A 13469-nucleotide genomic window follows, 5' to 3' on the forward strand; every position below is an offset into this window, starting at 1 on the left:
GCGGTTCGGTTTCCGAACGGCGCTTGGCATCAAGGAATTCGCGGCTGTCGATCATGGCAGCGGTCAGCGTGCGATGATTGACCAGTGATCCGGTGCGAGGGGTCCAGGCCTTGCGGAAATGGGCTTCGAACTGGTCGGAGGCAGCCTCGCGCATGAACTCCATCGCATTGCGCCGCTCGATCAGGCCGATGCCTTCATTGATCAGCCGTTCCAACTCGACCGACTTGACCTCGGAGCCATCTTGTTCGCGCTGCCCGCGCCTCTGGGCGTGCTCGTTGTCGTCGAGCTCGCGCTGGATCCGGCCTTCGGCGCGGTAGAAGAGATTGGCGAGCGACCAGCACAGGCCTTCAAGATCGGACTCGAGCCTTGTGTCGATCATGGTACCAATGAGCGCATCGAACATGTCGGCGACGGCGCCGATGGCGATACGCTCGTCGGGAAGCGACCTCGGGTCGGCTTCGTCCGAGAAGGGACGATAGCCGTAGAGGGCGATTTCATCGAGGAGATGGGCGGTGGGGGAGACTTCGTGATCGGGTTCGAATGGCTGCGCCATGATTGCGGTCCTTGGAGGTCTGAGCCGGGCACCTCGTCCGGCCTTCCGGCGATCCCCCTGACCGGCGGCGGGGTGGCTGCACCCTTGTGGTCGCAACGAAGTGGAGCATGGCGCAGCCATTGCGGCCGCCCCGCCGCCGGTCTTCAGATCGCCCCCAAAGAAGGCCGGGTGCCCGGCGTGACGCATGGACCGGCCCACGCCGCCAATCCTGACCCGATCCCGTGTCGGCGAAACTCAGCGAGGAAGGAACCTGCCCCGGTCGGCGCCGTGCAATTGGGCGATCAGGCATTGGCCCAGCCCATCAATGCCAGCGCGTTGCAGATCGTCGTTGAAGTCGCCGAGCAGCGGCATGAGCGGCAGCAGTTCGATTCCTGCGGCCTGTGCCCGCTCGTTCAGGATTGCAAAGGCCGCATCCCCGGCAGCATCGCGGTCACGCGCGACATAGAGGCGGCGCAGGTCTGGCGGGAACAGGATGGCAGCCAGGTGCGATGACGAGGTGGCAGCGGCGAGAGGCAATGTCGGCAAAGCTTCACGCACAGACAGCATGGTCTCTATGCCCTCGCCTGCGGCCATGACGTCCCCGCACTTGCCGAACCGGATCGCTGCCCCGAGGATATTGCCCATCGCCCTGCGTGGCGATGCGACGGCTGCCTTCATACAGCCCGATGGATCGATCCATGTGCGATGGGTTCCGGTCTGGTTACCGTCGTGATCGGTCACCGCTGCGATCAGTGCCGGAAATGCTCCGGGTGTTCCGGGCACATCGTCATCATTGGGTCGGTAGTAGCAGCGCGGGTGGAACCGCAGGGCGGGCAGGTCGGCAAGGTGCATGATACCGCGCGATTGCAGGTAGGTCGCAGAGTGAGTGCCGATGATCGGCTTCGAAGCTGCGAACAACCGCCGCGCAGCAGTGGGCGACCCTGCACGTGCGGGTGGACCGGGCGAGCGGCCCCGCTGGTCGTCTGCCGGTGGTGGCAGTGCCAGGAAGCGTTCGGCCTCCTCGATGGTCTCGGCAAGCCGTCCGTGCCTCTGGTTGAGCCGGATGAGGTCGACGAGATCGCCATGTTCTCCGGTCGCGGCATCGACCCAGTTACCGACCCTGCCGCGCTCGGTCTCGAACAGACGGACATAGAGACTGCGCCCGGGCGCCCCGGCGACGTCGCCCACCATCCAGTAGCGTCCCTCACGCCTTCCGGCGGGAAGGTAGTGGCGGCACACGGCTTGGGCATTCCGGGCCAGTCGTTCCGACAGCTCCGCCGCCCTTGCAGACAAGGTTCTCATGTCAGGCGATCCATTCAGGAAATGCAGTATCGGGCTTGCACCATGATCAGCCGGCAATCACCGCTCTGCGAGTGCCGATCATAGTCTGGCGACGAAATGGCCGGGGTCAGGCTGGCCAAGGAAGTGAAAGCCAGCTGCGCTGTAACCGGCTCAGGCGGGCGGAATATAGGCCTCGTAAGGGTTGCCCGGTGCGAGATGGCCGAACGGGGTCATCACAAAGGCATCGTCGTCGTGGCCGACGGCGCAGAGAACATAGCGGGTTTCGCCACTCGCTACCTCGGTACATTCCATCAGCGCGAGGTCACCGGCCTCAGCAGCCTTGAGCAAAGTTTCGAAATTGGTGCGGGCATAGTCAGGGATGGCCATGGTCGGGCTCCTTGATGAAAATGGGAAGGAAGGCTGGCGGGGCGACCGGAGCCGCCCCGCTCAAAGGTTCACTCGGCAGCGATTGCCATCGGATCGTGTTCGGCTTCGTCATCGGCGAGGAAGTCGGGCAGTTCGGCGATGTCGTCACCGTCCGGTTCGGTCACAGGGAGCCGCAGCGGTTCGGGCAGCCAGCAGGTGCCTTCGAGCAGGCGTTCGGCCTCGCGGGCCATGTCGCCCTTCTTGAGGTGCTCGATCAGCACGGCGGTGGCATCGCCCTTGGCTTCGCGCACGGCCTCGATGATCCGGGGCTTGGTGACGCGGCCAAGGTAATTGTCGACCGTCGGCGTCCAGCCCGCTTCGGCCATGTCGAGCCCGACCACCGTTGCCAGCGCATCGGCGGCAGCGATCCGCTGCTCAATGCCATGCGCAGAAGTGCGGCCGTCGTAGCCCCTGACCGGTTCGAACAGGGCGTTGACGCCCAGCGACACGCAATGGGCCAGCAGTGCCATCTGCTCGTCCTGCGGAAGTTCGACAAGAGCATCCCACAGCAAAGCAGGCTCGTCGGGCAGTCGCTCGGCCCACTGCTCGTGCCGTGTCTGGATCGCCACGCTCCACGGGGTCTCGCGCAGGTTCGGGGCGACATTGCCGAGCCAGGCCTGGGTCACTTCGATCTGCACGCAGCCGTGCGTCCCGTGCGAGCGGAACACCGACAGGTACAGCGCATGGAGAACGGCGATGAAGGCCACCTGCGGGTTGCCCGCGAGCGCATTGCGCAGGGCGACGGTGCGGACGGCGGTCAGTTCGGACACGAGCCGGTCGGGAAGCGGGCGGATGGCGTCGTCCTCCTCGTCCGTGGCGGCTTCATCGGGCATATGGCCACCAACGCTGAACGCCGGGCCGGAAGGCTGTTCAGCACTCTCACGGTCGACCGGAGTGCCGCCCCCTTCGACCGCAGGTTCATCCTCGGGCCGGACATAGCCGCGATCGATCCGCAGCCGCCCGTCATGGGTGAGCGAGATGAACACCCCTGCGCGTGCCTGTTCGTCAGGATTATAGGTGACCGGACGGATGTTGAGCGCGGTGAGTTCTTCGTCGATCTCGGTCAGGCGGGCATCGACTTCGTCGGGCAGGTCGGAGCCGTCCTGATATTCTTCGCCGATCCCGTCGTATTCCTCGACCAGGGCATCCAGACGGGCCTGTTCCTCCTCGGTCAATGGAACGGTCGTGCCGGTGATCCGGCGCTTCCCGCTCTCGCAGCCATAGGGCAGGTCGATTGCCGCCTCGACCCATTTCCAGCCTTCGGCGCCGATCTCCTCCGCCGCCGTCGCCAGCTTGGCATTGACCAGTTGTTCGACCAGAACCGGATCCTGCAGCCAGCCCTCGTTTTGCTCGGAGAACAGGTCGCGCATGACGTAGCCGCCAGCCTCGATATAGGCATCGATGCCGATGAAGCGCACGCGGCGGTCGCCGGCCGGGATGGCATCCTCGGTCAGCATCCGCCGGATCTGATGCGCAGAGATGTAGGGCGTGTCCTTGACCTGCTCCCAAACCTGCTCCTGGCGGGCATGGTCGTTGTTGACGGTGAAGGCCATAAGCTGTTCGAGCGTCATTTCGTCCTCGCCATAGATCTCGAGCAGGCTGGGCGCGACCGACGCAAGCCGCAGGCGCTGCCGCACGGTCGAGACCGAGACGAAAAAGCGTGCGGCGATGTCGTCTTCAGAAAGGCCCGCCTCGATCAGCGCGCAGAAGGCGCGGAACTGGTCGAGCGGATGGAGTCCCTCGCGCATGACATTTTCGGCAAGCGAGTCTTCTTCGGCGATGCCCGCCTCGCGCACCACGCAGGGGACAGGCTGGTCCTGCGCCATCCGCCTGGTCTTGACCAGCAGTTCGAGCGCGCGGAAGCGGCGCCCGCCCGCAGGGACTTCGAAGAAGCCGGTCTCCTTGCCATCCTCGTCGAGCATGGCGCGGACGTTGAGGCTCTGGAGCAGGGTGCGGCGGTAGATGTCTTCGGCGAGGTCCTCGATCGAGAGACCGGCCTTGAGGCGCCGCACATTCTTCTGGCTCAGCACCAGCTGTGAGAACGGGATGTCGCGCGAGGAACTGAGCACGAGCTTGGGGACTGATTTGGACTTGGTCATGGCAATTCTCCATGACGGGCCGCCGGGAGCCTCTCTCTCGGCCTCGACCCGTCACGAAGCGAAGCGCCGCCCTCTCACTCTGGAGAGAGCAGCGCCACGCCGGAGAAGCGCCGGAACAGTTCAGGGTCAGTGAACCCGGTCGAGCAGCTTCTTCGCCCTGCCCTCCATGTCGAGCCGGGCATCCTGGTGGGCCTTGTCACGGGCAAGAGCGGTGATCCCCTGCACGAAATCGAAAATCGATTCAGGCGGACGGCCTTCCTCGGCGAGCACCCGCTCGATGATCCTGCCGGTCTCGGCCTTCGAGAAGCCCCGTCCGCGCAGGAAATCACTGCGATCTTCGTCATTGCGGGCGACGATGCGCTCGCGCGCCGCCTTGATCCCATTGATGAAGGGCTGGGGCGAGGAGTTGGCGAAGCCTTCCAGCGCCGGTGCGGCTTCATGGGCGAAGCGGTTGGCGGCATATTTGCTGTGGCGGATGGAGATTTCTTCGAAGTCTTCTACGCCCCACAGGTTCCGGTTCTGGCAAACCGCCCGAAGGTAAAAGCTTGCCATGCCCAGCGTCTTCGCCCCGACCTCGGAGTTCCAGCAGTAGAAGCCGCGAAAGTAGAGATCAGGCGATCCATCGGGCAGCCGTCCTGCTTCGATCGGGTTGAGATCGTCGACCAGGAACAGGAACACATCCCGATCAGATGCATAGAGGGTCGTCGTATCTTTCGAGATGTCGACATTGGGGTTGTAGATCCCGGTCGACCAGTCGAGCACGCCCGGCACCTTCCAGCGAGTGTCACCCGTGCCATTGCCTGCGATCTTTTGCACCGCTTCGACCAGTTCATGGTCGTAGATTCGGCCATAGTCGGGACCAGTGACCGCACGCAGTTCGACGCGCCGCCCAGCAACCGGATCGTCGGTCTCGAGGGTCTTGATCTGCTCGATCCTGTTCGAGGTCAGTCCGTATTGCAGGTTGATTGCCGCCAGCGGGGCCGGGAGCTGGCGCAGATAGGCAGCCGGGGCACCGACCTGGCTGGCGAGCTGGCCGAAGCTCCAGTGTGTCGGCGCGACAGGCTCGTCGGCGCCGGGCAGCATCAGCGCCAGACGTTCCGGATCGCTCCGGTTCGCCTCGACATGGATCAGCGCGCTTTCGATGACGCGGGTCCGGCTGCGCTCAGACCGGCTCCGGACCGAGCGGGCGAGATCGTCAAGCGAGAGATAACGCTGATCGTCAGGACGCGAGAACCATTCCGAGGAGACACGGCCATTGTGCGAGCCGCGCGAGACATCGACCTTGTAACCGCCGCTGGTGTCGCGGCGCGCATCGAGAACCTGCATGTTCATGGGAAAACCTCCATGACGGGCGGCCGGGAGCCTCTCTCCAGACCCTCATCCCGTCACGGCGAAGCCCGCCACCCTCTCACTCTCACCCGCTCATGCTCACAGTCGCACGAGCGGCCAGCGAGATTGCCCGAACAGGAAACCGCACCCTGATGGAGGCGGGGAATTTTCCAAGTTGCCCGTGCGGGCGGAAAGGCGGGGTCTGTCGGCTTTCCAGGCCTGCACATGCCACCATGACCGCCGCAGGCAGAGTGCGTGCGGGGCCCCTACGCCAAACGCCGCGCCCGCAGGAGCGGGCCGGAACGGCGCGCGGGACCGAGCGCGTCATCAGCCCCGCTCCGCTTCCCGGGGCGTTGCGGGGTGTCCCCGCAGAGGTGGGTAACATGCAGACCCTCAGTGGGCTGCATGCAGGGAGGAAACTTCCTCCCTTTCTCCAAGGCGTAGGATATGTCAGCCTAAGCACGAGACGACATCGGTGCGGCTAGCCAATAGCCAGCAACATTTTCCAAGGGCAGTTTTGACGATGAATGACGCCTCCGCCCTATCAAACGCAATCCGGTCTGCCGCAGAGGCATCGGGATCCATTCTTGTCGCAACGTCGATCTACTCTGGTGACAATGCAACTGCACCGGTAGCATTCCTCGAGGCAGACAATGCTGTCAGAATCCTTGCGGCTCATTCACCGCGTATCATTTATCTCTTGGAGCAGGTCTTCAATCTTGGAGACGAGCTAGAAGCAGCTCTCGCCGAGTACGACATCGAGCTCTTACCAGGTGATCTGAAGGCGCTCCGGGGCCGGTTCTCCAAATATGACGGGCAAATCGGCGCTACAGTTGCGAGCTTCATGGTCGATGGAATGCTTCACACCGTTTTCGCTAGCGCTTCCTGGCAGGATGAATTCAGCGATCTCGTCAAGGCGATTGTAGAAGATGGGCGCGAGAGAGCCAGAGCTGGACAGTTCTCGAAGCAGTCGGAAGAAGCCAGGGCAATCGAGCGCAAGGCGTTGATCCTGCTACGGCACACATCCTTTAACCATGGCCGCGTATCGTTCGACAAGCGTATGACCCTCGCCGAAACTCTCTTTCAAGACTGCGACCAGCACGCGCTCGCTGCAATAACGCGTCGGGCAGAAAACCTCTTCTGGCTGGAACAATCGGGCGTCACGATCAAAGAGGCTGACCACTAGGTTTGGGGCGGAGCCGGACGCTTTCCTAGGCAACCTCCTGACCACTATGATCAGAATTATCGTTGGCCATGCGGGGCGACCGTGATGCCCCCTGCGACAGGAATGCACAAAGGCGCTCCTCGTCCTCGGCCATCGTGTATTTTTGGTTGGTTCGGAAATTGGAACGTTCGTCGCGAATTTTCGCTGCAAGCTTCCCTGTCCGATCGTCGCGATCAAGAATTTGCTTCGTTCCAAATGCGCGCAACAAGTAGCCGTAGGCCAGGAACAGATCGGGGTGCTGATGGAAGATGTGATGCCCGATCTCGGCAAGATTCTTGTAGTTGAAACCTACCGGTCTTCCCGTCCGTGCAGTTTCAATCAAATGGACGATCCGGCAAACCTTCATGAAGTCCGGATATTTGCCTTCAAGGCCGCTGTTGATCTCGAGAAGGCGAGCATTCAGGGCAAGCCATCGGTCGTGGCGATTCATGAGGTCGTCATCGACTTGGTCATCGAAAACCAAGCTCAACACCTGCTGCCGCAGATCATTTTCAAACGCGATTTTTGCCTGTTCGAGAGCGGCTTGTTCGGCGGCAATTCGGGCAAGCGTTGCCGCCTTAATCTCCTCGGCTAGATTGGCCGCCTCTAGCGAATAATCGAATGCCTGGACAATCTGCTGATCGACATCGACTTCGATCTCGTCCCAGCTGACCAAGCGCTCTACCCACTGGTCGACAATGTTGTCGCCTTCTATGACCGGCTTGCGGTGCCAGCACTTCATCATGAATGATCCGGCTGCCTCTGATGCTGCCGCAGTGCTTTCGTCGACCACGAAGATGTTGGAGTTGTTGCTGAACAGGATGTCGTCATCGGTCATGCGGCGGTAGTTGGGATGGAAATTCGGCAGGACCCAAACAAGTGCCGCACGTTCCGTGCGATAAAACTCTCTGCGGCTCAGCACGACATCCAGAAAGGTGGTGCTAAGCTGTACTTCAAACGCGAGGCGCAAGTCCTTAAGCCGGGCAGATACGTCAGGGCGACGCAAGCCCGACAAGCCTTCGCTTGATCGCCATGTTTGTTCGCAGAGAACATCTGCAAACCGGGGATCAGCTGCAAGGCTTCGCAGAACCAGCGCTTTGATCCGCCTATGCGCCTCGCTTTCCTGCGTGCCACGGTATTTCATCGCCCTGATTTCCGCTTCGGTTAGGCTGGTGCGGGTGACTGCGGGGCAGGAGCCGTCTTCATGCCGATGCCGAAAGAAAAAGCGCTTACTGGTACTGCACGCAAGATAGACAGGAACACCGCAAGTCGCGCAAACCAGGCGTGCCTCGCCTCTCTTCACGAGCGATTTGAGCTCCTGACGCAGCAAGATTGCCCTTTCGTATCGGAATGCGCGGATCAGACGCCGGATGCTGAGCACAAACCCCGATCTCAGGCTTCGAACTTCGTGGATTTCGGGCTTCGTAACAGCTTCGGCCCATGCACGTGGGGCAATGGTTGTATTTCCTACCATGATCACCTCCAAACAGACGGCGGCCATGCGCGTGCCCGCCAGAAGCTAACACCGTTCCAATCTCGCCCCCGGTCGGTTGAGGCCCCAACGACGTTCAATGTAAAACTCCAGCGACTTTCGAACCTGAAACCTCAGGACGTCCTCTGTGAATCCATATTCCAAGCGGACGGCAGTCTTTTGCGCGTCCGACAGGCCGCCCAGCGGCCTTAGACGTATCTCAATCAGATCTTCCCAATCAGCATCTCGCGGAAGCGCCTCGTCTATCGGTTCGGTCTTGAAGCTGCTTTCAGGGAGCACGCGGATGGGAAGGTAGTCACGCCATTCCTGATGGTGGAAACTCCATGCCCGGACGTGCAATCGCTCACCGTCCGATGCAAAATGAGCGGGGGCTATCCATTGGTTCACGCGCAGCCCGCTCGACATCGAAACATAGTCGAGTTCGATCTTCAACCGCTGCTCGATTGCCTGATAAAGCTGACGCATGATGAGAGGCGGGCACTGCCGCACGGGTGACGGCAAGCGGAAAAAGTCGTCCTCGGCAGCGCCAGCAACTAGCTCATCGGGCGAGCCGGTGTCGTGCGGGAACGGCAATCCAACGTGTTCGGGATCAGCCACATAGCATTTGCGGACAGTGTCATAGCCCGGCTTTGGCTCGGCGACCCGCTCCAGATATTCCCTGAAATCGATCGCGGCCTGGGGCGAGGAAATGCCGAAACGCTCTATCAGGTCCTTACGGTTCACTTGCCCGCGCCACGTCAGGCATTGGTCAAGATAGACCAGTCGGGCGAGCATCGCTGGTTTGAGTGCAGAACCATTCATCCGGTCGGACGCTACTTGACTCACCCATCTCTGTCTATATAAATTTTATACATATTGAGATTCGAGGACCGACGAATGCGCATCTTGCACACGAGTGATTGGCATTTGGGCCGTCAGTTCCATGGCCTGAGCCTGGAGGAGGACCACGACCACGTCCTCGTCCAAATCCTGTCGATCATCGATGATCATCGTCCGGACGTCGTGATCGTCGCGGGTGACATTTTCGACCGGGCCAACCCGCCCCAAGGCGCTATCAGACGGCTTTCCGAATTCCTGACGACGGTACGAGCAACCTCCGACGCCGCCATCGTCCTGATCGCAGGCAACCATGATTCCGCTGCGCAGATCGGAGCAATGGGCGTTCTCGCAAACGATGGTGAGGCAATCGTGCGAGGACCATTGGATGAGGACGAAAGGCCGTTAATCATCTCTGACGCCCATGGTCCGGTGGCGATCTCAGCGTTGCCTTTCGCATTCGAATATGCGGCGCGGCTGTGCTTCGAAGACGACGGAATTGCCTGTCCTGCCGATGTCATTCGCGCTCAGATTGCGAGTGCGCGCAAGCACGTCGGCGACGATATGCGCTGGGTCGTCGTTGCCCATGCATTCGTCGATGGCGCAGCGACGAGCGAAAGCGAACGTCCTCTAGTGCGGACGGTTGGCGGGATCGAAACGGTATCGGCGAGCGCATTCGACCGCGCGCATTATGTTGCGCTCGGGCACCTGCACCGCCCGCAATCGGTGGAATACGATCATATCCGATATTCCGGCGCACCACTGGCCTTCGGTTTTGACGAAGAAGGTCAGGAAAAGTCCGTCAGTCTGATCGATCTTGCACCTGACGGCAGCGTCGAGGTGACGCGGATGCCCATCAAACCGCTGCGGCAAGTGCGATCCATCCGCGGCAAGCTTCTGGAGCTGCTGGCAGCAACCGGGGTTTCCCACGATCTCGTGCGTGTCGTTCTGACCGATGAGACACCGCAGATCGACCCGATGAAAAGGATCCGGGAGTTCTACCCGAATGCGGTCCAGCTCGCTTATGAACGCAATGAGCGGCCCGTCGCACAGCGCCTCGAAGAACAGCGCGCGGCAATCAACGATCCACAAACACTGGCTTCGACTTTCCTCGAGTTCGTCCGCGGTGATGCGCTGTCAGAGACGGAGACAGGGATTGTCGCCTCCGCCCTTCATGAGTTCGAGACAACGGAGGAAGGGCAGTGAGGCCGATCAAACTGACCATCAGCGCTTTCGGCCCTTACGGCGGGGTCGAGACCATCGATTTTCGCGAAGCCACGGACGCCGGTCTCTTCGGAATCTATGGACCAACCGGATCGGGTAAGTCGTCGATCTTCAGCGCGATCGCCTTTGCCCTGTTTGGCGAAGGCGCGAAAGAAGAGCAGGGCATCGGCACGATGCGCTCGGATTTCGCACCGGAGGCACTACTGACCGAGGTCAGCCTGCAATTCGAACTCGGTGACAAACGATATTTCGTCCGGCGCATCCCCGATCAGGCTCGCCCCAAGAGCCGAGGGGAGGGACAGACTATGCAGGCACATGCGGCATGGCTGTTCGACGTGTCGGAAATCGCTGTCGACGATGTCAGTCCGGATTGTTGCGGCACCCCGATCGCCGAACGCAAAGTCAGCGATGTTGTGAGGCATATTGAAGAGCTACTTGGCTATGGCGCGCAGCAGTTTCGCCAGATTGTGCTGCTACCGCAGGGCCGGTTCGAGCGATTCCTGGTCTCGAACAGCAAGGACCGGCTCGAAATCCTGCGCGAACTGTTTGACGTATCGCTCTACCGGAGGCTCACGGAGAAGCTCAAGGCTGATGCTGCGGACATCCGGCGCGAGATCGAGGATGGCTATCGATTGAACGGGCAACGGCTCCAGGCCGAAGGCTTTGCCAGCTCAGATGAACTCGGCGCCGGCATCGCGTCAGCACTCGATCGATATGAATTGAGCCGACTGACTGTGGCTGAAACAACTGCGGCACTCAACGCTGCGAACAGCGCATTTGCTGCAGCCCAGGCCCAGGAGAGATTGTTTGGCGAGGTGGACGCAGCAGATGCAGCCTTGAAGGTGCTCGAAGGCGAAATCACTGAATTCGAGACCATGCGTGGCCGCAAATCCAAGGCCGAGCTGGCGCGCCGGATGGCAGATCTCGATAACAGCCTTGCTGACGCTCGCTCGCGCCATGCCGCGGCCGAAACTGCACTGGCTAAAGCCGCGGGAGAGGCAACGCGGGCACGCGACACTGCATTGGCGGCTACTGTGAAGCTGGATGATCTCCGGTCCCGCGAGCACGAACTCGATGGCCTGGCCCGGAAGATCGATGAACTGGATCGGCACAAGCAGGTTCTGGTCGATTCTTCAGCGCGGCACAGGCAGCATGAGAATGCCCTCAGTGCGCTGAACGGAGCCAAGCAGGCGCATGAGCAAGCAGCTTCCGACCATCAGAAGGCCGAGCAGAGCTTCGATGAGAAGTCTGACTCACACGCGGTTGCACAGAGGAACACCGTCGAGCGGCAGCGATTGAACGGTGAGCGAGACAAGCTGAAGCGTGAACTGGACAGTGCAGGTGCCCATCTTCGTGCAAGCGAGGCCGCGGAACAGGCACAGGCCGATTTCGAAGCAGCCTCGACAGCCGCTTTGGATGCGCAAGCCCGCCATCGTAGTGCGGAGGAAGATGAAACCGCACGCGAACATGAATTCATTTCTGCGCAAGCCAGCATCCTCGCTGAGCGGCTGGAAGATGGTATGCCCTGCCCTGTTTGCGGTGCCGCCGATCATCCCCAGCCAGCTCAAGGGGCAGGCGATGCAGCGCTGCTTGAGAAGGCGTGGCGAGGCGCCCAGTCCGCTTCCATCGCCGCGGCAAAGCTTGATCGCGAGGCGCAATCACGCGTCAGTTCGGCAACAGCAACCCTGGAGGCGCGCCGGGCAACAATTTCCGATCTTCCGGTGCCCCGGCGCGGCATGGACGAGATCGACACTGACTATCGGCTAGCTGTCAAGGCAATCGAGGAACTCGGTGAAATTGCCGATGTCACGCTTCTCGCGAAGGAAGTTGAGGAACTGCGTGAGCGAAAGCTTACGACAACCACCAAGCTCCAGCAGGCCAATTCCGCTCTGAGCGAAGCAGCGACTGCCGAAGCCGTTGCCCGCCAGGCTTATGCGGACCACATCGCGTCGGTCCCGGAGGAGTTGCGGGCCCCTGCTGCGCTGCAGGCCGCGATTGAAGCCACGACCGGTGAACTTGATCTGCGCAAGAAGGCGATCACCGACGCGATCGCGCAACAACAGAGTGACCAAGCCGCGCAGATTAAAGCCGAAGCGGCCAAGCAGAGCGCGCAGGTCTCGCTCAAGGATTGCGCGGACGACGTCGCGAGAAAGCAGGCCGGATTTGAGAGTCGCCTCGTCGAACTCGACATCTCCGAGGCGGTTTATCGCTCTGCCATTCCCGACATCGAATTGATTGGAGAGCTGGAGGAGGCGATTGCGAAATTCGACAAGGAACTGGCGGGAGCGCGGGGGCGACTGTCAGCAGCAAGGAATGCCGTTGGTAGCGTCCAGCGGCCCAGCATGGAGCCATTTCGTCTCAACTGTTCTCAAGCGCAGGCAGCAGCCGATGAGGCTGCAAGGAACAGTGCCGGAGCACGGCAGAAGCATCAATCGCTTGTCGATCTGCAAACGAGTCTGGCTGATGAATTGAAGAATTTGCAGAATCTCGAGCAAAGTTCTGGCTCGCTGCGCGGTCTGGCCGAAGCCTTTGACGGGCAGAACGAGCTACGCACTACCCTTGAGACCTTTGCCATTGGCGCGATGTTTGATCAGGTCCTTGAAGCCGCAAATCTGAGGCTCGATCCCATGACTGGTGGTCGATATCGCTTCGAACGCGACACCGTCAGTGTCGGCGGGCGGTCGAAGCGGGGTCTCGATGTGCGGGTTCACGACATCGAGACTGGCCGGGCCCGCGAGATCATTACCCTGTCGGGCGGCGAAACCTTCATTGCAGCCCTGTCGCTGGCTTTGGGACTTTCTGACATCGTGGAAATGACCAATGGAGCCATAAGGCTTGATACGATTTTCATCGACGAGGGCTTTGGCAGCCTCGACACTGAAAACGACGCTGGCACACTGGATCAGGTCCTGCAGGTCCTCCAGAACATCGTAGGTGAGCGACGCGCCGTAGGGCTGATTTCCCATGTGCCGTTGGTCCAGCAGGCAGTCCCCAATGGTTTCACCGTGCACAAGGGTGTTAACGGCAGCCAGATCGAGGTTCGGGCAGGCTGAGTCCACTCAAGCT

At 61.1% G+C, this 13469-nt stretch carries 9 protein-coding genes and 1 pseudogene; 3 read left to right on the forward strand and 7 right to left on the reverse strand.

All coding sequences use genetic code 11. From position 1 onward, the window contains the following. The 5 genes and pseudogenes from AAFM29_RS04055 to AAFM29_RS04075 form a co-directional block, all read right to left on the reverse strand. Positions 1 to 553 (reverse strand): annotated as a pseudogene (locus tag AAFM29_RS04055) (hypothetical protein); the annotation flags it as partial. A gap of 234 nt (positions 554 to 787) precedes the next feature. Further along, entirely contained in the window at positions 788 to 1834 is a 1047-nt protein-coding gene (locus tag AAFM29_RS04060) for a toprim domain-containing protein (RefSeq protein ID WP_341711534.1), read from the reverse strand. Between the two features lie 150 nt (positions 1835 to 1984). Then, on the reverse strand, positions 1985 to 2200 hold the full coding sequence (locus tag AAFM29_RS04065) for a DUF6117 family protein (RefSeq protein WP_341711535.1): 216 nt from the start codon (positions 2198 to 2200) through the stop codon (positions 1985 to 1987). Between the two features lie 68 nt (positions 2201 to 2268). After that, positions 2269 to 4338 (reverse strand): ParB/RepB/Spo0J family partition protein, encoded by a 2070-nt coding sequence (locus AAFM29_RS04070; RefSeq protein WP_341711536.1) that lies wholly within the window; start codon positions 4336 to 4338, stop codon positions 2269 to 2271. Between the two features lie 126 nt (positions 4339 to 4464). Continuing rightward, a complete protein-coding gene (locus tag AAFM29_RS04075) occupies positions 4465 to 5670 on the reverse strand; it encodes a DUF932 domain-containing protein (protein ID WP_341711537.1) in 1206 nt (401 codons plus the stop codon). 520 nt (positions 5671 to 6190) lie between these two features. On the opposite strand from AAFM29_RS04075, the gene AAFM29_RS04080 reads away from it, so the two are divergent. After that, positions 6191 to 6853 (forward strand): hypothetical protein, encoded by a 663-nt coding sequence (locus AAFM29_RS04080; RefSeq protein WP_341711538.1) that lies wholly within the window; start codon positions 6191 to 6193, stop codon positions 6851 to 6853. Positions 6854 to 6878: 25 nt separating this feature from the next. On the opposite strand, the gene AAFM29_RS04085 is transcribed toward AAFM29_RS04080, so the two are convergent. Then, on the reverse strand, positions 6879 to 8372 hold the full coding sequence (locus AAFM29_RS04085) for a DUF6035 family protein (RefSeq protein ID WP_341711539.1): 1494 nt from the start codon (positions 8370 to 8372) through the stop codon (positions 6879 to 6881). Positions 8373 to 8390: 18 nt separating this feature from the next. Further along, positions 8391 to 9137 (reverse strand): hypothetical protein, encoded by a 747-nt coding sequence (locus AAFM29_RS04090; RefSeq protein WP_341711540.1) that lies wholly within the window; start codon positions 9135 to 9137, stop codon positions 8391 to 8393. Between the two features lie 102 nt (positions 9138 to 9239). Here AAFM29_RS04090 and AAFM29_RS04095 point away from each other — a divergent pair, with 102 nt between their 5' ends. Both AAFM29_RS04095 and AAFM29_RS04100 read left to right on the forward strand, forming a co-directional pair. Continuing rightward, positions 9240 to 10385: an exonuclease SbcCD subunit D gene (locus AAFM29_RS04095; RefSeq protein WP_341711541.1), complete on the forward strand. Its 1146-nt coding sequence runs from the start codon at positions 9240 to 9242 to the stop codon at positions 10383 to 10385. Then, on the forward strand, positions 10382 to 13456 hold the full coding sequence (locus tag AAFM29_RS04100; RefSeq protein WP_341711542.1) for an SMC family ATPase: 3075 nt from the start codon (positions 10382 to 10384) through the stop codon (positions 13454 to 13456). The genes AAFM29_RS04095 and AAFM29_RS04100 overlap by 4 nt, the downstream gene beginning before the upstream one ends. Positions 13457 to 13469: the final 13 nt, after the last annotated feature.

The organism is Erythrobacter sp., assembly GCF_038133525.1.
Lineage (GTDB): Bacteria > Pseudomonadota > Alphaproteobacteria > Sphingomonadales > Sphingomonadaceae > Qipengyuania.